Source organism: Gordonia sp. DT219 (assembly GCF_049847065.1).
GTDB lineage: Bacteria > Actinomycetota > Actinomycetes > Mycobacteriales > Mycobacteriaceae > Gordonia.
Map to the genome: position 1 here is coordinate 47371 of NZ_JBNCNR010000012.1, position 25185 is coordinate 72555.

General features: G+C 66.9%; 20 protein-coding genes and 2 pseudogenes. 8 read left to right on the forward strand and 14 right to left on the reverse strand.

All coding sequences use genetic code 11. From position 1 onward, the window contains the following. Positions 1–18: 18 nt before the first annotated feature. Positions 19–3416 (forward strand): annotated as a pseudogene (locus ACPXB3_RS14995) (pyruvate carboxylase). 77 nt (positions 3417–3493) lie between these two features. On the opposite strand, the gene ACPXB3_RS15000 reads toward ACPXB3_RS14995, so the two are convergent. The 7 genes from ACPXB3_RS15000 to ACPXB3_RS15030 form a co-directional block, all read right to left on the reverse strand. After that, positions 3494–3910, reverse strand: a complete 417-nt coding sequence (locus ACPXB3_RS15000) for a Rid family detoxifying hydrolase (RefSeq protein ID WP_425728206.1) — start codon at positions 3908–3910, stop codon at positions 3494–3496. 90 nt (positions 3911–4000) lie between these two features. Further along, positions 4001–4357 (reverse strand): nuclear transport factor 2 family protein, encoded by a 357-nt coding sequence (locus ACPXB3_RS15005; protein WP_425702382.1) that lies wholly within the window; start codon positions 4355–4357, stop codon positions 4001–4003. A 136-nt stretch (positions 4358–4493) separates the two neighbouring features. Beyond that, positions 4494–5456 carry an LLM class flavin-dependent oxidoreductase gene (locus tag ACPXB3_RS15010; protein WP_425702384.1) on the reverse strand — a complete coding sequence of 321 codons (963 nt, stop codon included), beginning with the start codon at positions 5454–5456 and terminating at the stop codon, positions 4494–4496. Then, on the reverse strand, positions 5456–6703 hold the full coding sequence (locus tag ACPXB3_RS15015) for a threonine synthase (RefSeq protein WP_425702386.1): 1248 nt from the start codon (positions 6701–6703) through the stop codon (positions 5456–5458). The genes ACPXB3_RS15010 and ACPXB3_RS15015 overlap by 1 nt, the downstream gene beginning before the upstream one ends. Beyond that, entirely contained in the window at positions 6700–7890 is a 1191-nt protein-coding gene (locus tag ACPXB3_RS15020) for a M24 family metallopeptidase (protein ID WP_425702388.1), read from the reverse strand. Before ACPXB3_RS15020 ends, ACPXB3_RS15015 begins: the two co-directional genes overlap by 4 nt. Next, positions 7887–8921: an LLM class flavin-dependent oxidoreductase gene (locus tag ACPXB3_RS15025; RefSeq protein ID WP_425702390.1), complete on the reverse strand. Its 1035-nt coding sequence runs from the start codon at positions 8919–8921 to the stop codon at positions 7887–7889. The genes ACPXB3_RS15020 and ACPXB3_RS15025 overlap by 4 nt, the downstream gene beginning before the upstream one ends. Before the next feature lie 31 nt (positions 8922–8952). Beyond that, the gene (locus tag ACPXB3_RS15030) at positions 8953–10290 is read right to left on the reverse strand and encodes a purine-cytosine permease family protein (protein ID WP_425728208.1); all 1338 of its coding nucleotides are present in this window, start codon (positions 10288–10290) and stop codon (positions 8953–8955) included. Between the two features lie 162 nt (positions 10291–10452). Here ACPXB3_RS15030 and ACPXB3_RS15035 point away from each other — a divergent pair, with 162 nt between their 5' ends. Continuing rightward, on the forward strand, positions 10453–11676 hold the full coding sequence (locus tag ACPXB3_RS15035; protein ID WP_425702394.1) for a PucR family transcriptional regulator: 1224 nt from the start codon (positions 10453–10455) through the stop codon (positions 11674–11676). A gap of 8 nt (positions 11677–11684) precedes the next feature. On the opposite strand, the gene ACPXB3_RS15040 is transcribed toward ACPXB3_RS15035, so the two are convergent. Further along, entirely contained in the window at positions 11685–12563 is an 879-nt protein-coding gene (locus tag ACPXB3_RS15040) for an SDR family oxidoreductase (RefSeq protein ID WP_425728210.1), read from the reverse strand. A gap of 79 nt (positions 12564–12642) precedes the next feature. Here ACPXB3_RS15040 and ACPXB3_RS15045 point away from each other — a divergent pair, with 79 nt between their 5' ends. Then, the gene (locus tag ACPXB3_RS15045) at positions 12643–13215 is read left to right on the forward strand and encodes a TetR/AcrR family transcriptional regulator (protein WP_425702398.1); all 573 of its coding nucleotides are present in this window, start codon (positions 12643–12645) and stop codon (positions 13213–13215) included. Between the two features lie 82 nt (positions 13216–13297). Here ACPXB3_RS15045 and ACPXB3_RS15050 read toward each other — a convergent pair whose 3' ends face one another. Further along, a complete protein-coding gene (locus ACPXB3_RS15050) occupies positions 13298–14263 on the reverse strand; it encodes an LLM class flavin-dependent oxidoreductase (protein ID WP_425728212.1) in 966 nt (321 codons plus the stop codon). A gap of 34 nt (positions 14264–14297) precedes the next feature. On the opposite strand from ACPXB3_RS15050, the gene ACPXB3_RS15055 reads away from it, so the two are divergent. Beyond that, positions 14298–14948, forward strand: coding sequence for a TetR/AcrR family transcriptional regulator (locus tag ACPXB3_RS15055; protein WP_425728214.1), 651 nt, complete (start codon positions 14298–14300; stop codon positions 14946–14948). Here the strand turns inward: ACPXB3_RS15055 and ACPXB3_RS15060 are convergent. Further along, entirely contained in the window at positions 14899–15186 is a 288-nt protein-coding gene (locus ACPXB3_RS15060; RefSeq protein ID WP_425702403.1) for a putative quinol monooxygenase, read from the reverse strand. The two genes, ACPXB3_RS15055 and ACPXB3_RS15060, sit on opposite strands and share 50 nt — an antisense overlap. 104 nt (positions 15187–15290) lie before the next feature. Here ACPXB3_RS15060 and ACPXB3_RS15065 point away from each other — a divergent pair, with 104 nt between their 5' ends. Then, positions 15291–16472, forward strand: coding sequence for a GTP-binding protein (locus tag ACPXB3_RS15065; RefSeq protein ID WP_425728216.1), 1182 nt, complete (start codon positions 15291–15293; stop codon positions 16470–16472). A gap of 18 nt (positions 16473–16490) precedes the next feature. Here ACPXB3_RS15065 and ACPXB3_RS15070 read toward each other — a convergent pair whose 3' ends face one another. From ACPXB3_RS15070 to ACPXB3_RS15085, 4 genes and pseudogenes are all read right to left on the reverse strand, one after another. Further along, entirely contained in the window at positions 16491–17864 is a 1374-nt protein-coding gene (locus tag ACPXB3_RS15070; RefSeq protein WP_425728218.1) for an NADP-dependent succinic semialdehyde dehydrogenase, read from the reverse strand. A gap of 77 nt (positions 17865–17941) precedes the next feature. Next, complete coding sequence (locus tag ACPXB3_RS15075; protein WP_425728268.1) at positions 17942–18751, reverse strand: hypothetical protein; 810 nt, start codon at positions 18749–18751, stop codon at positions 17942–17944. Positions 18752–18839: 88 nt separating this feature from the next. Next, positions 18840–19253, reverse strand: a pseudogene (locus tag ACPXB3_RS15080) (MFS transporter); the annotation flags it as partial. 138 nt (positions 19254–19391) lie between these two features. Continuing rightward, on the reverse strand, positions 19392–20480 hold the full coding sequence (locus ACPXB3_RS15085; RefSeq protein ID WP_425728260.1) for a threonine aldolase family protein: 1089 nt from the start codon (positions 20478–20480) through the stop codon (positions 19392–19394). 74 nt (positions 20481–20554) lie between these two features. Here ACPXB3_RS15085 and ACPXB3_RS15090 point away from each other — a divergent pair, with 74 nt between their 5' ends. From ACPXB3_RS15090 to ACPXB3_RS15100, 3 genes are all read left to right on the forward strand, one after another. After that, on the forward strand, positions 20555–21589 hold the full coding sequence (locus tag ACPXB3_RS15090; RefSeq protein ID WP_425728220.1) for an LLM class flavin-dependent oxidoreductase: 1035 nt from the start codon (positions 20555–20557) through the stop codon (positions 21587–21589). A 75-nt stretch (positions 21590–21664) separates the two neighbouring features. Continuing rightward, positions 21665–22660, forward strand: coding sequence for a hypothetical protein (locus ACPXB3_RS15095; protein WP_425728222.1), 996 nt, complete (start codon positions 21665–21667; stop codon positions 22658–22660). A 120-nt stretch (positions 22661–22780) separates the two neighbouring features. Then, positions 22781–25174: a Tex family protein gene (locus ACPXB3_RS15100; RefSeq protein WP_425728262.1), complete on the forward strand. Its 2394-nt coding sequence runs from the start codon at positions 22781–22783 to the stop codon at positions 25172–25174. Positions 25175–25185 lie beyond the last annotated feature (11 nt).

A 25185-nucleotide genomic window follows, 5' to 3' on the forward strand; every position in this document is an offset into this window, starting at 1 on the left:
CACGAGGGGACTGAAATGGTGTTTGACAAGATCTTGGTGGCCAATCGTGGCGAGATCGCGATCCGTGCCTTCCGCGCGGCATACGAGCTCGGCGCCCGAACCGTGGCGATCTTCCCCTACGAGGACCGGAATTCGGCTCACCGGTCCACCGCCGACGAGTCGTATCAGATAGGGGAGCCCGGACATCCGGTGCGCGCATACCTCTCGGTCGACGAGGTGGTGGACGTCGCGGCGCGCTGCGGTGCGGACGCCGTCTACCCAGGCTATGGCTTCCTGTCGGAGAACCAGGATCTGGCACGGGCCTGCGTCGATGCCGGGATCACCTTTGTCGGTCCGTCGGCCGACGTTCTGGAGTTGACCGGCAACAAGGCGTCGGCAGTGGCGGCGGCTCGAGCTGCCGGACTACCGGTGCTCGACTCGTCGGAGCCGTCGGCCGACACCGACGAGTTGATGTCGGCGGCAGCGGATTTGCGGTTTCCGGTGTTCGTCAAGGCGGTGGCCGGCGGTGGTGGCCGTGGGATGCGCCGGGTGGAGGTCATCGACGAACTCCCGGCCGCGATCGCTGCCGCCTCGCGTGAGGCGGATGTCGCATTCGGTGATCCGACGGTGTTCCTGGAGCAGGCGGTCGTCGATCCGCGCCATATCGAGGTGCAGATCCTCGCCGATACCCACGGCAACGTCATCCATCTGTTCGAGCGCGACTGCAGTGTGCAGCGCCGGCATCAGAAGGTCGTCGAACTCGCGCCGGCACCGAACCTGGATCCGGCTCTGCGCGAGCGGATCTGCGCCGACGCGGTGGCCTTTGCGCGGCACATCGGCTACTCGTGCGCCGGCACCGTCGAGTTCTTGCTCGACGAGGCGGGCCGACACGTCTTCATCGAGATGAATCCACGAATCCAGGTGGAACACACGGTGACCGAGGAGATCACCGATGTGGACCTGGTGGCAGCGCAACTGCGGATCGCGGCCGGCGCATCGCTGGAGGATCTCGGCCTCGCGCAGGAGTGCCTGCGGATTCGTGGGGCGGCCATCCAGTGCCGGATCACCACCGAGGATCCCGCCGACGACTTTCGCCCCGACGTGGGCCGGATCACCGCCTACCGAAGTCCCGGAGGTGCGGGTGTCCGCCTCGACGGTGGGGCGGTGCTCGGTGCCGAGATGACCGGTCACTTCGATTCGATGCTGGTCAAACTGACCTGTCGCGGAGCCGACTTCGCGACCGCGGTGAATCGGGCGCGGCGTGCGGTGGCCGAATTCCGCATCCGCGGGGTGGCGACGAACATCGGGTTCCTGCAGGCAGTGCTCGACGATCCGGACTTTCGGGCCGGGCGGGTGACGACGTCGTTCATCGGCGATCGGCCGTGGCTGCTGACCTCCCATGGTTCGGCGGATCGTGGGACGCGGATTCTGTCGTATCTGGCCGAGGTGACGGTGAACAAGCCGCACGGCGAACGTCCGACGACCGTGTACCCACGCGACAAACTGCCCGCGGTGGACCGGCGGGTGTTGTCGTCACCGCCGGACGGTTCGCGGCAACGGCTCCGAGACCTCGGGCCGGTCGCATTTGCGGCCGAGCTGCGCGACTCGCCTCGTCCCGCGTTGACCGACACCACCTTTCGGGACGCACATCAATCGTTGCTGGCCACGCGGGTCCGGACCGACGGGTTGCTGGCGATCGCCCCGTATGTGGCGGCGATGACGCCTCAGTTGCTATCGGTCGAATGCTGGGGTGGCGCCACCTACGACGTCGCGTTGCGGTTCTTGAAAGAAGACCCGTGGGACCGGTTGGCGCAGTTGCGCACGGCGATCCCGAATATATGTCTGCAGATGCTGCTGCGGGGTGCGAACACCGTCGGGTACACGCCCTACCCGACCAAGGTGACCACTGCATTCGTTGCCGAGGCTGCCGACACCGGCATCGATATCTTCCGGATCTTCGACGCCCTCAACAACATCGAGCAGATGCGACCGGCCATCGATGCCGTCCGCGAGACAGGCACCGCAGTCGCCGAGGTCGCCATGTCCTACACCGGTGACCTGGCCGACCCCGCCGAAGATCTCTATACGCTGGACTACTACCTGCGGCTGGCCGAGCAGATCGTCGAGGCAGGTGCACACGTGCTGGCGATCAAGGACATGGCCGGCCTACTGCGTGCACCGGCCGCTCGAAAGCTGGTGTCGGCGTTGCGGAGCCGTTTCGACCTGCCGGTGCATGTGCACACCCACGACACCCCCGGAGGTCAGCTGGCCACCTACCTCGCGGCCTGGGAGGCCGGCGCTTCGGCCGTCGACGGGGCGAGCGCGCCGCTGGCAGGCACCACGAGCCAGCCCGCGCTGTCGGCGATCGTGGCCGCCGCGGCGCATACCGACCGTGATACGGGACTGGATCTGGGAGCGGTGTGCGAACTGGAGCCGTACTGGGAGGCGCTACGGAAGGTGTACTCGCCGTTCGAAACCGGGCTTCCGGCACCGACAGGGCGGGTCTATACGCACGAGATCCCCGGTGGGCAGCTCTCGAATCTGCGACAGCAGGCCATCGCCCTGGGGCTGGGCAATCGCTTCGAGGCGGTCGAGCAGGCGTACGCCGCCGCCGACCGTGTCCTGGGGCGGCTGATCAAGGTGACCCCGTCGTCGAAGGTGGTCGGTGATCTCGCCCTCGCACTCGTCGGACACGGCATCACCGCCGAACAGTTCGCTGACGACCCAGCATCCCACGACATCCCGGATTCGGTGATCGGGTTCCTGCGTGGCGAACTCGGCGAGCCGGCCGGCGGTTGCCCGAGCCGCTGCGTACCGCCGCGCTCGGCGGCCGCGTCGACGCGCCGGCGCCGGTCGAGCTCTCCGAGCCGGATTCCGCGGCACTGGACACGCCCGGAACAGAGCGGCGCCGCACCCTCGATCGGCTGCTGTTCCCGGGTCCGGCAAAGGAATTCGCGGAGCACCAGGACACCTACGGCGACACCTCGCGCCTGTCGGCCAACCAGTTCTTCTACGGCCTGCGTCACGGTGAGGAGCATCGAGTCGAACTCGAGCCCGGGGTGGAACTGCTCATCGGGCTCGAGGCGGTCAGCGACGTCGACGAGAAGGGCATGCGCACGGTGATGTGCATCCTCAACGGGCAGTTGCGCCCGGTGCAGGTGCGTGACCGTTCGGTCGACCCCGAGGTGGCCGATGCGGAGAAGGCCGACCGCGGCGACCCGAATCAGGTCGGCGCACCGTTCGCCGGGGTCGTCTCGCTCCATGTGGCCGTCGGCGACCGGATCGCCGCCGGGGCCGCCATCGGCACCATCGAGGCGATGAAGATGGAGGCCACCATCACCGCACCCGTCGGCGGCCGAGTCGAGCGCGTCGCCGTCGGGCAGGTCACCCAGGTTGCTCCCGGGGATCTGCTCGTGGTGGTGGACGCCGGTCGCTGAGTTGCTGCGCTACTGAGGCCGGGGTGCGGCACCGTTCGGCGTCACCGAACGGTGCCGGGCGGTGCCGGGCGGTGCCGTCAGTTCTGCGAGAGCACTGCGATGGCTTCGATCTCGACCGCCGCGTCCTTCGGCAGCCGCGCAACCTGATAGGTCGCCCGCGCGGGTAACACCGGGCCGTCGAAGAAGGTGCCGTACACCATGTTCACCACGTCGAACTGAGCAAGGTCGGCCATGAGGACCGTCGTCTTGACGACGTCGTGAAGTGTTCCGCCCGCCGCGGTGAGCACGGCGGCGATGTTGCGGATCGACTGCGCCGCCTGCGCCTCGATGTCTCCGGGAATCTGTCCCGTCGCCGGATCGATCGGCAGCTGACCGGACACGAACACCAGACGTCCGGCCGAGACACCCTGTGAATACGGACCTATCGCGGCGGGCGCATCGGCGGTCGCCACCGAGGAAACCTCGTTGGCCGGGGCGGTGATGTCAGTGCTCATTGGTGTTCTCCTATGGATTCGAGTGCGTGATGGGGGCGTGATCGGATGTCGTACTCGTCAAGCGATTCGGCGGTGTGCGCGAGCAAGCGCTCAGACCTGTTGGTCGTCGAAGTATGTTCGGCGATGGCGAATCGTCAACGGATCCTCTCCGTCGAGATCGAAGAAGTCGCTGAACGGGAGCGTGACGTTCGTGCCATCCCGAAGTAGGCCGGAGAAGGTCCCCTCGACTCCTACTCGCATGCCGTCGACATAGAGCGCGCGGATGGTGTGCGCGCCGCTTTCGATCACGCGATCGGCCGAATAGAACCTGCGAAGTTCGTCTCGACCATGGAATTCGCGGTAGCCGGGTCGCTTGTAGGTGGCGTCGACGGAGAACAAGTCCAGCAGTTCGAGATCGCCCTTGTCCACCAACTCGTAGTAACGCCTGACGATGGCGTCTGCACTCACGCTGTAGCTCCAATCAAATTGTGGGACAAATCGTGTCGCGTGCCACGGACACGACGAACTCACCTCACCGGCGAGTGGCGCGTGTGAGGTGATGGGTGGACCGGGAAAGGCCCGTTCGGCTCCAGCGGAAAGGGCATCAGCCCAGGGGAATACCGGCCTTGTCGGCGATGGCGGCCACGTCACTGACGATGGTCGTCGGTTCCTGGGTGCCCGCGTCGACGATCACCAGCGAGTCGACTCCGGCATCGGAGAACCGGCGGAGGATGTCGGCGCACTGCTCGTCATTGCCGGCGATTGCGAACGTGCGAGACATCTCGTCGGTCACGAGATCTGATGCGTCCGTTCCCGCGAGCATGTTCTCCCGGAAGGCCGTCGCGGTCTCGGCGGACAATCCCGGCAGGGCCGTGATCGGGCTCGGGCCGTGCATACCCAGGTACTGCGCGATCCGGCCCGCGACCCGGGCCCGGGCGGCACCCGGATCGCTGTCCCGGGAGAAGAGCACGTACGCGGTCACCGAGCGGGGTGAGAAGTTCTCCCGCACCCACGACACGTACTCGGGCGAGGACAGTACGGAGAGGATGAGCCCGTCGGATGACGCCGAACGGCTCAGTGCGCGTTCGCCTTTGACGCCGAGGAGGATCGGGATGCGGGTGCCGGGAGTGAAGGCCAGTGCCGCATCCACCTCCAGACCGTTGACCGGCCGGGAGTGCCGGTCTCCATCGAGGAGGGTGCGCAGCGCATCGACGTACTCGACGAGTACCGAGACCGGTCGCCGGAACGGGATGCCGAGCTGCTCCTCGATCCAGATCCGATTGCTCGCACCGACCCCGAGACGCAGACGTCCACCCGAGAGTTCCTCCAGCGCCGCACATTCCATGGCCGACAACGCGACGTGGCGAGTCCACGGGTTGATGACGCCCAGCCCGATCGTGACGCGTTCGGTCGACGCCGCGACAGCGCCGGCCACGGCGAACGCGCCACGTTCCAGATAGTCCTCGGACACCCAGATCTCGGCGAATCCGGCATCCTCGGCCTGTTTGGCGAGCTCGACCGTCGTCTGCGCGTTCCGCCGTCCGGACGGGGCGAATCCCAACCTCACTAGACACGCACCTCGCGGTCGTCGAGTGCTCGGTCGAACGCGTCGAGCGTGGGCTCGATGGTCGGCACCGCGGGCAGCCGGGCGGCGGTGGTGGGAACGTCTTTGAGACCCGTCGAGGTCCCGAGCAGCACGACGCGTTCGCCGGGGTCCACCAGCTCGGCCGCGCGTGCCTTCTCCAGCACGGCCAGCGTGATGGCCGACGACGCCTCGGCGAAGATTCCGCTGCGGGTGCCCAGCACGGCCTGCGCCTGCATCGTCTCCTCGTCGGTGGCGGACAATCCGGAACCCGACGTCACCTTGATCGCGTTCAGCGCCTGCCACGTGGGGGTGACCGCGGCGATGTTGAACGCCACAGTGGGTTCCGGCGGACGTTCGGTCCCGGTCCCACCCCGCAGCGCAACGCCCAACGGCCCGTACGGTTCCGCGGCGATCAGCCGCGGAATCCGGTCGGCCAGACCGAGTTCGATGAGATCGGCGAAGCCACGAACGATGCCCGCGATGCCGTCCCCGTATGCGACCGGGGCGACGATGACGTCCGGCAGGTCGCCGGCGGTCTGTTCCCAGAGTTCGTAGGCGATCGTCTTGTAGCCGTCGATGCCGAAGGGATTCGACCCGGACGGTGGCGAGGGATAGCCGGACATCGGTACCCAACCGCGCTGCTCGACGCCCTGCCACATCAGGAGCCCGCGATCTTGTGGCTGCTTCATGGCGAAGACCTGAGCGCCGAAGCTCTGCATCAGGGTCTTCATGGCCTGCGGGACGGACTCGAGGGTCAAGACGATGCAGCGGATTCCGGCACGTGCGGCGAATGCGGCGATGGCGGCACCGTGGTTGCCGGTACTCGACACGACGACCGTCTCGGCGCCGACCTGGACGGCTTTGGTGATGGCCACGGCGGCCAGCCGGTCCTTGTACGACCACGTGGGATTGCGCGACTCATCCTTGTAGTACAGCGACTCGATGCCGGCCTGGGTGCCGACCTCGGGAATCGGCAGGAGCGGGGTGTTGCCTTCACCCAGGCTGACGAAAGCGCCGTCGTCGACGGGCAGGAGCTCGGAGAACCGGAAGATCCCGGGGTGCGCGGGATCGATCGGCAGCGACGTCCGACCGGACAGGTCGTACACCGGCTTCGGAAAGATACTGACGTCGTCGTCGCGGCACGTGGGACAGATCGTGAACGCCGACTCCTCGGAGTAGTCGCGTTGACAGCGCGGACACCTAAGGGCGCCAACATAAGTCGTGGTCATGCGGGGATCTCCATCATCTCGCGCGCACGGCCGGTGAGCATGCGACATCCGTCGTCGGTGATCACCAGTGCATCCTCCACCATCATTCCGCCCCAGCCCAGCTCGTAGTAGGGCGTCTCGAAGCAGAACACCATGCCCGGCTGCAACGGATCGTCGTCGGCGGGCCGGATGATGGGCGGTTCGTAGGTGGTGAGACCGATTCCGTGACCGCAGTGGTGGCGCCGGTACGGTGACGGGCCACCGTTTGCCTCGACGACCTCGATGGCTCGGCGGAAGATGTCGTTGGCGGCGACCCCGGGGCGGGCCAGGTCGAGTTCATCCTGTTCGCCCTGCAGGATGGCGTCGTAGAAGCGGCGCTGCCGGTCCGACGGGGGCCCGACCACCGCGGTGCGGCCGATGTCCGACCAGTATCCGTGCAGGGTGCCGCCGACGTCGAAACGCACGAGGTCGCCGCGCTGGATCTCGCGATCGGTGGGGAACGCGTCGCCGAGCGCGGAGCGCTCGCCGGCGGTGACGACGACGAAGCGTGGTTCCAGCCCGCCCTGGGCCATGGTGGTGGCGACGATGGCTGCCAGCTCTTGTTCGGTCGTACCCACGTGTGCCGACTCGACGGCCTTGATGATCCCGTCCTCGGCCACGCGGGCGGACTCTTCCAACAGGGCCACCTCGCCGGGCAGTTTGATCCCGCGCAGGGTCGACATCCAGGCCGACGCGTCGCTGACCCGCACGTTCGGCAGGTGATCGGCGAGGGCTGCCCGCACCGGGGCGCTGTCGGTGTCGATACCCACCGACGCCCGCTCGAGCCCGAGGCGTCCCAGGGTCGTCAGTACGGCGGTCGCGAGGTCGGCGTGCTCGTCGACCAGACGTGTCGCGGTGGCATGTCCCCCTTCGGATTCGAAGTAGAACCGGCCGTACGCGGCGAACTTGTCTTCGGCGGAGCCGGCGTCGAATGCCGGTGCGGCGTCGGCGATCGGCCCGGCGAGGTGCAGATCGTCGGGGGTGACGACGACCGCGATGCTCGCGATCCCGTGCACCGCGGCGCCGAGACTGCGGTAGCCGCTGGCGTAGTGGACGTTGGCGGGCTGGATCAGGATCAGTGCGTCGAACTGTGCGTTGCCCAGTGCGCCCTGCAGCCTCTGCAGCCGCTGTGTCTCGAGTGTGCGAGTGCTCTGATCGACCTGGGTCATGCGGGTACCTCCACTTGCTGCTTTTCCTTTCGATATGGCGCTATGACATTCTCTGCGAAATCGTGCATCGCATCGAGTGTCTCTTCTACGGTGTTGCAAGCAAACAACAAACCTGAAAATGTCGACACGCCGGCGTCCGCATAGGAACGCACCATGTCGAGGACTTCCTCCGGTGTCCCGATGAGACTCCGCGCGGCCCACTCACTCTGCTGGTTCTTGAGTGTCGATTTACTCAGCGAACCGACGTGGGTGAACAGCTGTGATCGTTGAAATTTTTCCAACGCCTCGGCATGGGTCGGCGCAATGGATACCGTCAGCTGCGGTGCCACGTCGAAGTCGTCGGGAAGTGTGCGCCCGGCGCCATCGGCGATCTGCCGGATTTCGGCGAGTCCATCGATGATCTCCTGCGGGGTCAGCATGCCGGGAATCCATCCGGTGGCATACTTTCCGGCACGTTCTCGTGCGCCCGGAGAGTTCCCGCCGGAGAGGATGGGAAAAGGTTTCCGGACCGGGTGTGGGAAGCTCTCGACATCGTCGAACGAGATGTACTTTCCCTCGAACGACGCCCGTCGCTCCGTGGTGAGCAGCTGGATCGACTGCATGAATTCGTCGGCGTGGTCGCCGCGGTGGATGACGCGCCCGGGCCACATCGATTCCGTTTCCTGGCGATAGGCGCCGAGCCCGAGGCCCAACCGGAATCGGCCTCCGCTGTACTGGTCGAGTGTTGCCGCCTGCTTGGCCACGACCACCGGGTGGCGGAACGACATCACGCTGACAGCGGTGGCGACCTCGAGCGTGGTGGTCTGCGCCGCGACGAAGGACAGATACACATACGGATCGTAGAAGCGCGGCGGATCCGGGAACTCCGAGCGCACGTAATGCGGGGTGTTCACATGATCGTTCGCCCAGACCGAGTCGAATCCGAGCCGTTCGGCCGACACGGCGAGCCGTACCGCCTGGTCGGGATCTGCGTACGGAACCGGGTACATCAGTCCCTCGGTTCCGGTGGGAACTCCGAGCCCGAACTTCATGATGCGTCCTTTCGTTTGATGTCGAGATCGATCAGACCGCCGACGGTGTCGGGGTGCGCCACGCGGCCCACACCTGGGGCGCGGAGAACACGAGGTACACGATTGCACCGAGCACCGGCAGGACCCGCCAGAACTCGTCGTCGAGGACCAATCCCGCAAAAACGTTCAGACCGACGGTGACGATCAAGGCGGCGATTGCCCGCCAATTGACCATCGGCAGCGATTCGATGGGTGCCGAGTAGCGCATCTTGTGAAGAATGAAATAGTCGGCGAGGATGATCGCCGGAATGGCCGGCAGTGCGTAGCCGATATATCCGATGAAGGTGAGGAAGCTGTTGATGACTCCCTGGGTGAGGCCCCAATATGCGATGACGATGCCGAGGATACCCACCACCAGATTGGTGATCTTTCGGGGAAGTCCGACGACATTGGCGCTGGAAAGGGAGGCTGCGTAGAGCATGTTGGTCGACACCGTTGTTCCCTGGAAGAGGAAGGCGACGGTGGCCAGCCAGGTCAGTCCGATGAGTCCGAACGCGGCACCGAGATCCGACGACTTCAGCCCGAGGCCGAGAATCAGCCCGAGGAGGTTGAAGGCAAAATTCCCGAGAACGAATTCGGCGCCGGTCGAGATCCAGACGGATTTCATTCCCTTGCCGAATCGGGTGATGTCCGGTGAGACCAGTGCGCCGCCCGTCCATTTGGAGATACCGAGACCCATGATGGCCAGAACAGCCATTTGACCAGATTTCGCCGGATGAGCCGACAAGATCTCGGAGAAGCCGCCGGCGTCGACGATGGTGACGACGTCGGCGACGATCACCAGGAGGATCATCAGCGGAACGCCGATCCTGCCCATCCATTTCAGTCCGCGATCGAAACCGAGTCCGGAGATCAGGACGAAGAGTCCGCCGAGCAGAACACAGTAGACGACTCTGGCCACCGTGGAGGAGGCCGCCGGAAAGACGCTGATCGTGATGGCGAGGATGTAGCCGTAGAACAACCCGATGACGATTGCCGTCACGAGTGAGGGCAATCGGCTGCCCTGTCGGCCGAAGGCGAAACGGGTGGCCAGGGCCAGCGTAAGACGTTCACGCACCCCGATCGCGCCCATGCCCACCGAGATCGCGAGCACGATCAGCGAGATCACCAGGGAGATGGTGACTGCTTGCCAGAAGCCGAAGTAGAGGCCGAGGGTATAGCCGAAGACGAGGTCGGAGGCCGAGACCGTCAAGCCCATCCGAACAAGGGAGATGTCGAGTGTGGACTGTCGCTCGGCAGGTGGTACGCGAACGGCCGCGTAGTCTTCGGCGCTCTGTGCGATCGGGCCGCCGATGGCCGCGGACGTTCGTTCGCTGTCCTTGGTGGTCATGGATTCTCCTTGCGAAAGGCTCGTCGGAGGCTTTACCTGATGCAACGTTGCGGTGGGCTGCCGAGCGGCCGGGAATTGTCCTGCCTGTGAGGTGCCCTTAGACTACGGGCAATGTTGCGGCCAGAACTATGTGTATGACGTGCGGAAATGGGTGGACCGATTGTGAGTTTGTCACAGTTGCTGCGGGATCTCCTGGCGTCGGTCACGGATGTGGAAGCCGAGATCATGGCCCGCGTGTGGGGCGATGGCTACGACAATCAGCAGGTCGACCGGACCGATCTGTCCAGTGCCATCTCCTTCAACATCCCGTGGTTGCTCAAGTCGCTGAGCGCGGGCGCACCGGTAGACGACGCCGAGGCCATCGCACTGGCAAAGGACACCGGCCGTCGCCGCGCCATACAGGGCGTCCCACTGGATGCGCTGATCCGGTCATACCGCACCGGTCAGCAGGTCATCGAGGACAGGCTGATAGCCAATGCGGACAAGGGCGATGCGGCCGAACTGCTGGGTGTCATCCGGGAGCTCGGACGCCTCCTCGGAGAGCTCACCGACCACGCCGTGGAGATGTATCGGACCGTGGAGCAGGAGGTCACCGGGCACTACGACCGATTGACGACCGATCTCGTGGCGCAGATCGCGTCCGGCAGCTACCTCAGTTCCGAGGAGGTGACCCGCCGCGCCCGAATCGTCTCTGCGGATCCGAGTGCAACATACGCGGCGGTCGTGATCGGCATCCCCGAACGAGAGGACCCGGCGACCCATCTATTGATACAGCGACACCTGCTCAGCCGCCTGGGGTTGCCGATCAGATCTCGTATCCTGGTGGGCACCTTGCAGAACCGGCCGCTCATTCTGGTGCCGACCGGTGCCGGCGGGGTGGAAACTCTGAGCGACCAACTGGCCCGGGTATTGGCATCGGACAGCCTGCCCAGCGGACTCGTCCTCGGTCTCGGTGCGGCCAGCTCACCGCTGGGGGAAATGTATGCAGCCGCTCAGCAGGCGCGGCTGGCGGTGGAAGTCGCCCAACGCGGTCGGCGGAAGATCGGCGTGGTTCGCTACGAGGACGTAGCCGTGGACACCTTGCTGGTTCGGGAGCCCCAGACCGCCGAGCTGCTCGCGAGCCTGCTGGCACCTCTCGAGGCGCGCCCAGAACTGCTCGAGACGTTGGGTGCGCATTTCGCCAACGGCTTTTCCGCCCGCGCGACGGCGCGAGAACTCTATGTCCATCCGAATACGGTGTCGCACCGGCTTCGCACCATCGAACGTGAGCTGGGCCGGCCGGTGAACGATGCGCTGGGATGCGTCGACCTCATCCTGGCGCTGCGCTGGCGAAGCCTCGGGGGCAGAGCGGAGTTCGTCCGCCCGGACGGCACCCCGGGCGAATGACGAACCGCTCAGGCCCGGTAGTTGCCGGCGTCGATGTCGGCAAGCAGCCCGGGCTGCCCGGGTGACCAGCCGAGCAGATCGCGGGTGAGCGCCGCGCCGGCGGGTTGATCGACGGAGGCGAGCATTCCGAGGAATCCGAGGGTTTCCGGGTCGACCACCCCCGCCGGGACGCCGTTGGACCGTCCCAATGCTTCGGCGATCTCTCGGAAGGCAATTGCCTCGTCGCCGACCGCGTGCAGGACCGAACCGGCGGGCGCGTTCTCCAATGCGAGTCGGTACAGGTGTGCGGCGTCGGCGACATGAACGGCCGGCCAACGTTGTTCGCCGTCACCGACGTACCCGGACATCCCGGCCTCGACGGCGAGCCGCGCCAGCTGGGAGACGAAACCGTGGTCACCCGTGCCGTGTACCGAGCGGGGCAGACGCACCACGGACACCCGGACGTCCCGGTCGGCATAGGACAACGCCAGGTCGGACACCTGCTCACGCCCGGTGGCGGGAGTGCCCGCGGCGGCCTTGTCCTGCTCGGTCGACAGGCGGCCCGGAGTTGCCGGCGTGCCGCTGGTGATCACCAGCGCCCTACCGCTGCCGGCCAAGGCTTCTCCCAGGGTGCGCACCACCTGGGCATCGAGTTCGACCGCCGAGGCGAAGTTGGCGAAATCGTGGCGGAACGCCAGGTGCACCACGCCATCGGCTTGCGCGGCCTGCTCGGCGATGACGTCGCGCGACTCGAGGTCGCCGGCGACGGCTGCGGCGCCGAGCGCCTCCAGTGCTTCGGCTGATGCCTCCGATCGTGCGAGCCCGGTGACCTGATGCCCCGCGGCGACGAGCTCCGGGACGAGTGTCTTGCCCACCCAGCCGGATCCTCCGGTGACGAAAACCTTCATCGCTGGTCCTTTCGATAGCAGTTACTGCTATCGACCGTAGCACCGGATGGCAGTCACTGCCATCACCTACACTGCTCGCATGGGACGATGGAAACCCGATGCGCGCGGCCGCCTCGCCGCGGCCGCCTTCGCGCTGTACCGGGAACAGGGGTACGAGCAGACCTCGGGTGCCCAGATCGCTGCCCGCGCGGGCATGCATGAGCGGTCCCTGTTCCGGCTGTTCGGAGACAAGCGGGAAGTCTTCTTTCACGGAATGGCGGATGTGGCAGCCCATCTGAGCGAGCTCATTCGCGACGCGCCGGGCGAGGCCTCGGCGATCGACATGGTCGAGCAGGCGATGGCGGCCCAGTGTGGCCAGATCCAGCAGAACCCCGCGCACGCAAGGCTCCGAGCCGCCGTCGTCGCGAGCAACGCCGACCTACGGGAACGTGATCTGGCCAAGCACGAGGAGCTCGGCGACGCGGTGGGCGACGCGCTGCGGCTCCGCGGTGTCGACGACGTTTCCGCCCGACTCGCAGTGGGGGCCGGAATGGTCGCCTTTCGTGTCGCGCTTGCCGATTGGTTCTCGGCGGACCAGCGCACCGATCTCGTCGACCTCTTTCACGACACGATGAGCCGGCTTGCCGACGAGGTGGCCGACCGGTCGACGTAGGGCGCCGCGAATGTTGGTCGCGTGCTCGGAGCTTGTTGACCACTCGGCGAATCGGCGTGTCCGGGAGTCGCCGAACCATGCGTCAGGCGCGCTGGGGCTTGGTCAGCTCGGGCCCGAGTGCCTCGAGTTCGGTGATCCCGGTGGCAAAGTCGCCACCGACCGACGCCAGCCGCACGTGATCTGCGCCCGCGGCGAGGTGTGTCTCGATGGTGTACAGGATCTCGTCCGGTCCGCCGTGCGGTACGACCTCGGCCAGGACACGTTCGTCGAGGTCGCCGTTCGCGTCGAGCAGTGCGACACCTTCGCGTGTCAGAGCTCGCGCATACGGGCTATCGCCTTGTCCGAGAACTTGTTCGGCGAATGAACTCGCCTTCTCGCGTGCGACGCGCGGGTCGTCGGCGACGGAGATACTGAGGCCGACGACGAGCAGCTTCTCCGGCCCGAGGATTTCTCGCGCACGCCGCGTGAACGCCGGTGGCAACAGCGTCGGCAGCGCACCGTCGGCGAGCGCTCCGGCGATCTCGAGCATCGCCGGGCCATTGGCGGCCAGCAGGCGCGGATACCGGACCTCTGTTGCCGGGCTGATGGGGACCGGCTCGGTCATGCGGTCGAGGTAGTCGGTGGCCACTGTGCGGGGCTTGCCGAATTCCCGACCCACCGCGGCGGCCTGGAAGGGGTATCCGACTCCGAGTCCCAAGACGATTCGGTTGCCGAATGCCTCGACGAGCTGCGTGGCCCCGCCGTGCGCGGTCTGCGGCGATCGGGCCCACATCGAGGCGACGGCGGTCCCCAGAACCGCGCGGTCGGTCGCCGACATCAGCAGCGCAGCCTGGACCAGGATGTCCTTTCCGCCGACGCCCTCGTTGATCCACAGGGTCGAGTAGCCGGCCGCTTCGATTCGGCGCGCGGCGTCTCGCTGTTGTTCGGCTGGAACGGGCGCAGCGAACGGGATGTTGGGCAGAAATGCGCCGACGCGGCCCATCGCCGCACGGACTCCATCCCAGGTCGGTCCGACCGGGCCCGCTGCCGCTATTTCGAAATCATCCATTTTCGAAATGTAGCACTGTCGATATGATGTGGCCATGAAGCCACCCATCGTCGAGCAGAAGCCGAACCGCCGCGGCCGCCCGCGAGATCCGGTCACCGAGCGCGCGATCTTGGATGCCGCGTTCGAATTGGTTGTGCAGCAGGGCTTCTCGTCGGTGACGATGGCCGCGATCATCGATCGTGCGGGCACCTCGTCGGCAACGGTATACCGACGCTGGCCGACGAAACTCGATCTCGTCGCCGCTGCGATAGCCTCGCGCCGCTCGGTGGTCGACGACGTGGACACCGGTGGCCTCGAGTCCGATATCGAGTCGTTCCTACATCGACTGGCCGAGCGGATGTGTCTTCGTCCCGAGGATCTCGGTGACGCGCTAATCAACGACCTGCGCGGAGAGCCCGGGCTCACCGCGGCGATCGCCGAGACGATGGTGGCCCCTCGGCTGCAGGTGATCGAAGCGATTCTCATGCGTGCCCGTCGGCGGGGCGAGCTGGCGGTCGCGCCACCAAGCGCTGCGGCATACAGCCTGGTCGTCGGACCGTTGGTACACCTGGTTCAGGTTGCCGGTGATCGTCCGAGCGCCGAGTTCGTCACCGCCACGGTGGCCGGCGCGCTGGCCGCATTGCGCGGCTATCCGGTCAGCGCGGCGTCGGGCGGACCGAGTACCGGCGTTCGATCGCCGCGGTGACCCGGCCCCACTCGCTGGCCATCACGCGTGCCTGATGGGCATCGAAGGCCTCATCGTCGACGAACAGTTCGTCGACCTGCCAGACGTACGGGTCGCCGGTCGGTCGAACCTCGAAGGAGAGACAGCCCGGTTCGGCACGGGACAGGGCCCGGTGGTGCGGCAGATGCCGCCGGACGGCCGCCAGCTCCTCGTCGTCGCGACAGATCAACTGTCCGCTCAGTGCGACTCCTGGCTTCATTCCCCGATGATCGCATCGGCCCGGCGGCCGGCGATCGACGGGAATGCGTTGCGTCGGCCGTCGAGGGGGTCCGCGTTCGTGGTGGGGTGCGCTGACCCCCGCTAATGACAGTGGTTGTCATTAGTCTCGTGTCCACATCTTCCCCCATCCGACTGCCCGTCACCGTGCTGTCCGGCTTCCTCGGTTCCGGCAAGACCACACTGCTCAACAATCTCCTGGCGAACAGGGAGGGCCGTCGCATCGCGGTCATCGTCAACGACATGAGCGAGATCAACATCGATGCGGCGCTGCTCGATCTGGGCGGTTTCGACCGCACCGAGGAACGCATGGTCGAACTGACCAATGGGTGTATCTGCTGCACCTTGCGTGAGGATCTCATCGACGCCGTCGGTGAGCTGGCGCGCGCCGGCCGTTTCGACCACCTCGTCATCGAGTCCACGGGCATCTCCGAGCCCATGCCGGTCGCGGCGACCTTCGATTGGGTCTTCGACGACGGGTCGTCGTTGTCCGACCTCGCCGTGCTCGACACCATGGTGACCGTCGTCGACTGCACCACGTTCCTGGGCGAACTCGCCCGGGGCGAGCGGCTCGCCGACCGGGAACTGGAGGCCGGCGCGGGTGACGAACGCACGATTGCCGACCTGCTCGTCGATCAGGTGGAGTTCGCCGACGTGGTGATCCTGAACAAGACCGACCTCGTCGACGACGATCATCGTGGGCGCGTGGAGGCGATGGTGCGCAGACTCAATCCGCGCGCCCAGATCATCGTCACCGCGCACTCTGATGTGCCGCTGGATCGGGTGGTCGGCACGGGACTGTTCGACCACGACGCGGCGTCCGCGGTCGCCGGCTGGGACGACGAACTCCTCGGTGGGCATGTGCCCGAGACCGAGGAGTACGGCATCGGATCGGTGGCCTTCCGATCCGATCGCCCGTTCCATCCGCTGCGGCTCGCGCAGGCGCTCGACACGCTGCGAGGAATCCTGCGCAGCAAGGGATTCTGCTGGATCGCGAGCCGTCCCGACATCGTGGCGGTCTGGTCGCAGGCCGGACCGAATAGAACGATCGAACCGGTGCAGTACTGGACGCCGCCCGCCGACGACCCGCTCGCCGGGCCCGGCCAGGAACTGGTGTTCATCGGGGTTCACCTCGACGAGCACGAACCGTTGCGCGTGCTCGAGCCGGCGTTGCTCAGCGACACCGAACTTCGGTTGGGGCCGGCCGCATGGGTGGACTATCCGGATCCGTTGCCGCGCTGGAACCTCGACGCGGCGCACCGGCACTGACCGAGATCCCGTGGAACGTCAGGCGATCCACACCGACTTCAGGTTGCAGAATTCGCGAATGCCGTGGGCGGTCAGTTCGCGCCCGTACCCGGACCGCTTGACGCCGCCGAAGCCGAGTTCGGGATATGACGTGGTCATCCCGTTGATGAAGACCTGGCCCGACTCGATCTCGTCGATGAACCGGTCCTGCTCGGCGGGGTCGTTCGTCCACGCGTTGCCACCGAGCCCGAACGTGGTGTCGTTGGCGATGGCGATCGCCTCGTCGATATCCGCGGCGCGGTACAACGCGGCGACGGGCCCGAACGCCTCGGCCGAATACAGCTCCATGTCGGGGCTGATGTTGCTGATCGCCGTCGGCGGGTAGAACCAGCCCGGACCATCGACACGTTTACCGCCGGTCAATACCGTGGCCCCGGCAGCCACCGCGCCATCGACGAGCTTCTCCAGATCGTCGCGCCCCTGCTCGGTGGCCAACGGGCCGACATCGGTGGCGTCATCGGTGGGATCGCCGACGACGAGCTCCTCCAGCCCGGCGACGAACGCCGCGGCGAACTCGTCGTAGACATCCGCGTGGACGATGAAACGTTTTGCCGCGATGCAGGATTGGCCATTGTTCTGGACCCGCGCGGTCACCGCGGTCCGCGCAGCCGCGGCGATGTCGGCACTGGGCATGACGATGAAGGGATCACTGCCACCGAGTTCGAGGACGGTGCGTTTGACCTCGTCACCCGCGGCGGCGGCGACCGCGCGGCCCGCCGGTTCACTGCCGGTCAGCGTCGCGGCAACCACCCGCGGGTCCCGCACGACCGCCTCGACCATGCCCGACGGGATCAGCAAGGTCTGGAAACAGCCCTCCGGAAAACCCGCCCGCCGCAACACATCAGAGATGTAGAGCGCGCACTGTGGAACGTTGGACGCGTGCTTGAGCACGCCGACGTTCCCGGCCATCAGCGCCGGTGCGATGAACCGGACGGCCTGCCAGAGGGGAAAATTCCACGGCATCACCGCAAGGACGACACCGAGCGGTTGATAGCGCATGTAGGCCTTGCTCGCCCCAACGGCCCCGGCGTCGGCGATCTCGTCGGCGAGCATCGCCGCGCCGTGCTCGGCGTAGAAGCGGAATGCGCGGGCGCACTTGAGCGTCTCGGCTTTCGCGGACGAGAGGGTCTTGCCCATCTCCGTGGTCATCATCGCGGCGACCGTCTCGGCCTCCGCCTCGAGGAGATCCGCGGTCGCACGCAGCCAGGTGGCCCGCTGCGCGAAGGTCGTCTTTCGGTGGTCGGCGAATGCGCGGACAGCACGGTCGAGTGCGGCATCGACCTCGGCATCGGTCATGGCGTCGAATTCCCGGATCGTCTCGCCGGTGGTCGGATCGATGGTGGCGATGGCCATGGTCGGTGCCCTTCCGTCGTGGGTGAAGCTGCACCTTCATGCCTACCACCCCGTGCCCGTCGCCGACCCGGTACAGCTCAGCGGGGCAACGACCGCACGGTGACCTCGGAGAGCCGATCGCCGGCGTCGGTGCGTGCGCGGGTCCGCCGATGCTCGCGGACGACCATGAGCGCACCCAGCGCCCAGAACGGGATCTGCCAGCACATCGCGATCCGGAACGACGAGAGGTCATATGCCCCACCCGGACCGGACGTCAGGTTGAGGGTGAGGCCGATCGGCAGGATGACCATGACGCTGGCGGTGAACCCGCCGGCGTTGACGATCCCGGTCGCCGTACTCAACCGGTATGCCGGATTGTGTTCGCGCACGAAGTCGAAGGCCACGATGGAGGCCGGACCTCCGATGCCGATCGCGATCGCGACGGCAAAGAGCATCCAGGTGGGCGCATCACCGACGGCCAGCACCACGGCCCAGGCGACGAACTGACATGCGACCAGCCCCAGCACCAGATGCATCCGGTGGGCGGCGAACCGCACCGATGCCACGCCCATGACGGGTCCGGCGACCACGCCGACCACCACCGTCGTCACCAGTACCGCCTGCGCGCCGGATGCCTGGAGACCCTCGCCGGCCACCAGGAACGGAAAGCCCCAGAGCACCCCAAAGGTGTTGGACGAGAAGGGCGTCACGAAATGTGTCCAGAACGCCAGGCGGGTCCCTGGTTCGGCCAGCGACTCCCGCAGCCGGCGCAGCAATGTCGGACTCGCGTCGCCGGTGGCGGGCGATGACATCGCCGGGGTGCCGTCGCTGACGACCACCACCGAGAGCACGGCCACCAACGCGCCGGTCGCCGCGAGCAGCAGAAATCCCGGCCGCCATCCGATCACATGGACGAGATGGGCGAACGCCGATGATGCTGACGATCTGGCCGAGTTGTCCGATCACCGCAGTGATCTGCACCATCATCGGTGCCATGCGGCGAGGGAAGCGGATCCCGATGATGCGCAGCACACAGGGAAAGACGGCGGCGTCGCCGGCACCGAGCAGGATGCGTGCGGCGATCGCGATCCAGACACTCGGCGCCAGCGCCAGGACCACCTGGGACACCGCCATCATCGCCGCGCCGACGGTCAGGACGACCCGCGAACCGTACCGGTCCAGGGCCATCCCGACGGGAAGTTGCCCGGCGCCGTAGACGCCGAGTTGGATGACCGCGAACAGCGACAGTGTCGCCGGGTCGATGGAGAAATGCGCGGCGGTGTCGATTCCCAACGCCGACATCGAGGTCCGGTTGGTGATCGCGACCAGATAGGCGAAGGCCCCCACTGCCCACGTCGCGACGACGGCGGGCCCCAACCGGGCGGTCGGGACCCGATGCGGACGGGACATGAGGCCTTTCGCCGGGCACGAGACGGGGATGGATGCAGCGGGTGATGCTACGCCCGCGCCCGGGTCGGCGCTGTTCTCGCGCCCTGGCCGACGGACACTGTGGTGTGCCCCGGCGCAGGTCGGACGAGCCCCGCGAGGTCAGCGTGTGCCGAAAGCCTCGACGATCACGTCCACGAACCGGTCGATGTCGCCCGCCTCGGTGTCCCACGACGTCATCCACCGCACCACCCCGTGCGCCGCACCGCCTGGGCGATCCCAGTCGTAGAAGTGTGCGCGCGTGCGTATCCGGTCGGCGACGTCGACCGGTAGGCGCGCGAAGATCGAGTTCGTCGGACTGGGGTGGACGAATTCCAGCCCCGGCAGCGAGCCGTCGGAGATTCTCGGCTCCAGGGCGGCGCGCAGCCGGGCGGTCATCGCATTGGCGTGCGAGGCGTTCCGCAGACCCAGATCGCCGTCGAACAGCGCCAGCAGCTGTGCGGAGATGAAGCGCATCTTGCTCGGCAGCTGCGTCGTCGACTTCCGGACGTATCCGGTGCCGGCGAGTCGGTCCGGATTCAGCACCACGACGGCTTCGGCACCGAGCGCCCCGATCTTGGTGCCACCCAGGCTCACGACATCCACGCCGACGTCGGTGGTGAATGCGCGGAAGGGGAGATCGAGCGCGGCCGCGGCATTCCAGAGGCGCGATCCGTCGATGTGTACGGCCATGCCCAGATCGTGGGCGGTGTCGCACAACGCCGCGATGTGGGTGGGGGAGTAGACGGTACCGAGCTCGGTGGACTGCGTCAGGCTCACCGTCGCCGGCTGTGCGCGCTGCTCGTCACCCAGCACCCGGCCCGCGTTGATGATCTGCTCGGGCACCAGCATGCCGTCGGCGGTCGGCGCAGCGAGGATCTTGAGACCCGAAACCTGTTCGGGTGCAGCCCCTTCGGAAGTATTGATATGCGACGAGGCGACACTGAGCACCGCACCGGACCGGGGTGTGGCGGCCGTGAGCGCGACGACGTTTGCCCCGGTGCCGTTGAAGACGGGGAAGACCTCGGCCCGCTCGCCGAAGTGCGCCCGGATCACCTCCCGTAATCGCTCGGTGTAGACGTCGTGGCCGTAGGCGGATTGGTGGCCGTCGTTGGCGGCGACGACCGCGCTCAACACCTCCGGATGGGCACCCGCGTAATTGTCGCTGGCGAAGGCGTGCCACGACGGGTCGTGTAATGGGGACAACGTCACAACCATCAGATTCTCATAGGACCCGAGTCCGCGAGATGTCGCGGGCCGGTCGGGGTCTGCGGCAGACTATGGCCATGCCGACCGACAGTGCGCCGCCCGCCGATCGTCCCCTGCGTTCGCTGGGTTTCCTCACCATCGGGTCCTTCGACGAGTCGGATCCGGCCGCCGGGCACCGCGCGACACTCGACATCATCGAACGGGCCGAGGATCTGGGCTTCGACAGTGTGTGGTTGCGCAACCGGCACCTGCAGTACGGAATCTCCTCGCCGGTGGCGGTGATGGCCGCGGCGGCGATGCGGACCAGCCGGATCGCGCTGGGCACCGCCGTCATCCCGCTCGGCTGGGAGAACCCACTCCGGCTGGCCGAGGACCTCGCCACCGTGGACATCCTGTCCGGCGGGCGTGTCAATCCCGGTGTCTCCGTGGGTACTCCGATGCACTACGAGAACGTCAAGTCGGCTCTGTATCCGGAAACCCACGACATCCAGAACTTCTCCAAGGACCGGGTCGCGCGGCTGCTGTCATGCCTGCGCGGCGAGGTCGTCAGTGACTTCGAAGGCGTGGAGGGCATCGAATCGTTCTCCCGGCGCGTCCAACCACATTCGCCCGGACTGGCCGGTCGGCTCTGGTACGGCGGCGGACTGGACTCGGCGATCTGGGCCGGCCGCCAGGGGCTGAACTACCTGACCTCCTCGGTGGTGACGACCGAGGGGGCACAATCGCGCGACTTCGCGGGCATCCAGGCCGAACACATCGACGCCTACCGTGCGCACCACCCCGACCCGGCGTCGGCGCGGGTGTCGCAAGGGCTCGTGGTCATCCCCACCGACTCGGCGACACCCGACCAGCGCGACCGCTACCGGGCCTACGCGGAGTCCCGGCGCGCGCGGACACGGAGCCCGCAGGGCCCGCGGGGCCTGCTCTTCTCGCCGGACTTCGTCGGTACATCCGATGAGCTGGCCGAAATACTGCATCAGCACAAGGGATTTCAACGAGCCGACGAGGTCGCGTTCGCGTTGCCGTTCACCTTCGCCGACGAGGACTACCGGCAGATCATCACCGACCTGGCGCAACGGCTCGGCCCGGCCCTCGGATGGTCGCCTGCGTAGCGGTGGCCGACGCGAGCGCGTGACAACCGCTGAGCGAGCCGATTTCCCCGGCTCCGGATGTGACACCCTGGGACGATGAGCGACGATCTCGCCGAGCGGCTGCTCGCAGCCCAGATTTCTTTCACCATGCACGAACTGCTCGACCCGCAGTCTTACGGGAAATTCGTCGTCGACGAGGTCGACGCATTTCTCGACGATGCGGCTCGGCTGGGCCTCGACGACGTCGTCACCCGCGATCTCATCAAGGTGACGGCGCACAAGTACACGGTCGGGCTGCCGGTCGAAGGGTCGATTCCCGAGTTGGTCGGGGAGATCGCCGCACGCCTGCATCAGCACCGCCTCAACGACGAGCTGGCGATGTCGGAGGTGCTCGACTCCCGCCACGTCGACGCGTTGTTCACCGCCGTCTCCGAAACGGGTATCGCGCGCCGGATCGTCGCCGAGATCGCCACCAGTCCCGCCGTCGTCGACGCGTGTGTCGACGCCGTCTCCCATGCCTTCGATGCTGCTGTCGCCGAAGGCCGCGCCCCGGCCGATAACCGGGGACTGCGCACGTCTGCGCTGCGGGGCATCACGCGTTTGTCCATGCCGGTGGTGCCGGCCGTCTCGGCGGCTCTGGCGCTGGTGACGCGCAAGGGTGCAGGTTATGTGCTCGCCGCTGCCAAGGAGGACGGCGACGCCGTGCTGCTCGATGCCGCTCGCGACCTGTGGCGGCTGCGCTCGGCCGACTCGGTGGGCTGGTTTCGCGAACTGGTCACCGGCGAGGATATCGAGGACCTCGTCGTGGTGATCTTCGAATTCTGGAAGTCCTTCCGCGACACCGACTATTTCCGCGCGCTGCTCGACGAGGGAATCGACCACGTCTTCGACAAATACGGCGGTGTGAGTCTCGTCGAGTTGTTGGCCGACCTCGGTATCGGCCGCGCCGACCTGATCGAGGAGGGACTGCGGTTCGGTCCGGCGGTCATGACCCGCCTCGACGAACGCGGCATGCTCGAGCCGATCATCCGGCGATGGCTGGAGCCCTTCTATCGGTCCGAGGAATTCCGCGAGGCCCTCGATATCGCATGAGAACGGACTTGTTGCCGTCCGCGACCAGCCGGTCCGACAAGCGCGTGGCCACGGCCATCGGTGTCCGAGCCCTTCGGTAGGGTGCACCGGGTGAGTTCGAGCGCACCGGCGGTACCGGGAATCAAGTCAGTCAACGCGCGCCTGGCCGAGGAGTTGGCCGTCGGCGAGAACCAGGTCGCCGCAGCCGTCGCGCTGCTCGACGGGGGATCGACGGTCCCCTTTGTCGCGCGCTATCGCAAGGAGGCGACCGGCAGCCTCGACGACGCGCAACTGCGGCTGCTCGACGAGCGGCTGCGGTATCTGCGGGAGCTCGACGAGCGGCGCGCGGCCGTGCTGGCGTCGATCGACGAGCAGGGCAAGCTCACCGACGAACTCCGGGCTGCACTGATCGCCGCGGACACCAAGGCGCGGGTGGAGGACATCTACCTGCCGTACAAGCCAAAGCGGCGGACCAAGGCACAGATCGCCCGTGAAGCGGGTCTGGAACCGTTGGCGCAGCGACTGCTCGAGGACCCCGCGTTGATCCCCGAAGAGCTCGCCGCAGAATTCGTCACCGAGGATGTCGCCGATGCCGGTGCGGCACTCGAGGGCGCCCGCCACATCCTTGTCGAACGTGCTGCCGAAGACGCCGAACTCGTCGGTGCCGTGCGCGAAAAGCTGTGGACGCAGGGTGCTCTGCGGACGACGCCGCGCTCGGCGGAGACCGCGAAAACTCCTGCCGGGCAAAAGTTCCGGGACTACTTCGACTACTCCGAACCGTTGGCGAAGATGCCATCGCATCGGGTGCTCGCTGCCTTACGTGGTGAGAAAGAAGACGTGCTGTCCCTCGACTTCGACGCCGGCGACGACGCGGAGTATCAGGCGATGATCGCGGCCACGCTCGCCGTCGACCTCTCGCATCCCGGTGCGGGTACGGCGTGGCTGGCACAGACGGTGCGCTGGGCGTGGCGAACCAAGCTGATGGTGTCGGCGGCCGTCGACGCGCGGGTCCGACTGCGCCAGCACGCCGAGGCCGATGCCGTCGGCGTGTTCGCGACCAACCTCAAGGATCTGCTCCTGGCGGCACCGGCCGGGCCCCGCAGCACGCTCGGACTCGATCCGGGATTCCGGACGGGGGTCAAGGTCGCCGTCGTCGACCCCACCGGCAAGGTGCTCGACACGTGCGCGATCTACCCGCACCAGCCGCAGAAGCAATGGGACCGGGCCAAGGCGACCCTCGGTGCGCTGATCGCTCGTCATCAAGTCGACCTCATCGCGATCGGCAACGGCACCGCCTCTCGCGAAACCGACGCGCTGGCAACCGAACTCATTGCCGACCTCAAGAAGTCGGGGGCGTCGGCCCCGACCAAGGCGATGGTCAGCGAGGCCGGTGCGTCGGTGTACTCGGCCTCGGCGTACGCCTCACAGGAGTTTCCCGATCTCGATGTGTCTCTGCGCGGTGCGGTGTCTATCGCGCGCCGATTGCAGGACCCGCTCGCCGAACTGGTGAAGATCGAACCGAAATCGATCGGCGTCGGTCAGTATCAGCACGACGTCACCGCGGGCACCCTGGCGCGAAGTCTCGACGCGGTCGTCGAAGACGCGGTGAATGCGGTCGGCGTCGATCTCAACACCGCGTCGGTGCCCTTGCTCGCCCGGGTCTCCGGCATCACCGCGACACTCGCCGAGGCCATCGTCACCCATCGCGACACCGTCGGTGCGTTTCGTAATCGTAAAGCGCTCTTGGATGTTCCGCGGCTCGGGCCGAAGGCATTCGAGCAGTGCGCGGGCTTCCTGCGCATCCGCGAGGGTGACGACCCACTGGACGGATCGGGGGTGCACCCCGAGTCCTACCCGGTGGTGCGCCGGATTCTGGACCGCTCCGGGGTGCGGCTCGCGGAATTGATCGGCAACGAACGGACCCTGCGCACGTTGCGGCCGGCCGACTTCGCCGACGAGCGATTCGGCGTGCCCACTGTCACCGACATCCTCGCCGAGTTGGAGAAGCCGGGGCGCGATCCCCGGCCGGCCTTCACCACCGCCACCTTCGCCGATGGGGTGGAAAAGGTGGCCGACCTGAAGCCCGGGATGGTCCTCGAGGGCGTCGTCACCAACGTCGCGGCATTCGGCGCCTTCGTCGATATCGGGGTGCATCAGGATGGGCTGGTGCACGTCTCGGCGATGGCCGATCGCTTCGTCTCCGATCCGCACGAAGTCGTCCGGTCGGGACAGGTCGTGCGGGTGAAGGTCGTCGAGGTGGATGTGGAACGGCAGCGGATCGGACTGACGCTGCGCCTGAACGACGAGGCCGGCGGCCGTGGCGATCGCGATCAGCGGGAGGCAAAACCGGAGCGCGACAAGGCCAAGCCGAATGACCGTCGAGACGATCGCAGGACCGGCCGTCCACGCGGTGATGGACCACGCGGTGATGGACGTCGGGGTGATGGACGTCAGGGTGGCAAGGGCAGGCGGGCCGAACCCGCTGCCACCGGGTCGATGGCCCAGGCATTGCGGGACGCCGGATTCGGACGCTGACGGCCCCGTCG

Bases quoted from the DNA above. Each gene is read 5' to 3' on its own strand.
- ACPXB3_RS15000 (WP_425728206.1), bottom strand. From the start codon at position 3,910: ATGAGCACTGACATCACCGCCCCGGCCAACGAGGTTTCCTCGGTGGCG.
- ACPXB3_RS15015 (WP_425702386.1), bottom strand. From the start codon at position 6,703: ATGACCACGACTTATGTTGGCGCCCTTAGGTGTCCGCGCTGTCAACGC.
- ACPXB3_RS15020 (WP_425702388.1), bottom strand. From the start codon at position 7,890: ATGACCCAGGTCGATCAGAGCACTCGCACACTCGAGACACAGCGGCTG.
- ACPXB3_RS15025 (WP_425702390.1), bottom strand. From the start codon at position 8,921: ATGAAGTTCGGGCTCGGAGTTCCCACCGGAACCGAGGGACTGATGTAC.
- ACPXB3_RS15030 (WP_425728208.1), bottom strand. From the start codon at position 10,290: ATGACCACCAAGGACAGCGAACGAACGTCCGCGGCCATCGGCGGCCCG.
- ACPXB3_RS15040 (WP_425728210.1), bottom strand. From the start codon at position 12,563: ATGAAGGTTTTCGTCACCGGAGGATCCGGCTGGGTGGGCAAGACACTC.
- ACPXB3_RS15045 (WP_425702398.1), top strand. From the start codon at position 12,643: ATGGGACGATGGAAACCCGATGCGCGCGGCCGCCTCGCCGCGGCCGCC.
- ACPXB3_RS15050 (WP_425728212.1), bottom strand. From the start codon at position 14,263: ATGGATGATTTCGAAATAGCGGCAGCGGGCCCGGTCGGACCGACCTGG.
- ACPXB3_RS15055 (WP_425728214.1), top strand. From the start codon at position 14,298: ATGAAGCCACCCATCGTCGAGCAGAAGCCGAACCGCCGCGGCCGCCCG.
- ACPXB3_RS15060 (WP_425702403.1), bottom strand. From the start codon at position 15,186: ATGAAGCCAGGAGTCGCACTGAGCGGACAGTTGATCTGTCGCGACGAC.
- ACPXB3_RS15065 (WP_425728216.1), top strand. From the start codon at position 15,291: ATGACAGTGGTTGTCATTAGTCTCGTGTCCACATCTTCCCCCATCCGA.
- ACPXB3_RS15070 (WP_425728218.1), bottom strand. From the start codon at position 17,864: ATGGCCATCGCCACCATCGATCCGACCACCGGCGAGACGATCCGGGAA.
- ACPXB3_RS15090 (WP_425728220.1), top strand. From the start codon at position 20,555: ATGCCGACCGACAGTGCGCCGCCCGCCGATCGTCCCCTGCGTTCGCTG.
- ACPXB3_RS15095 (WP_425728222.1), top strand. From the start codon at position 21,665: ATGAGCGACGATCTCGCCGAGCGGCTGCTCGCAGCCCAGATTTCTTTC.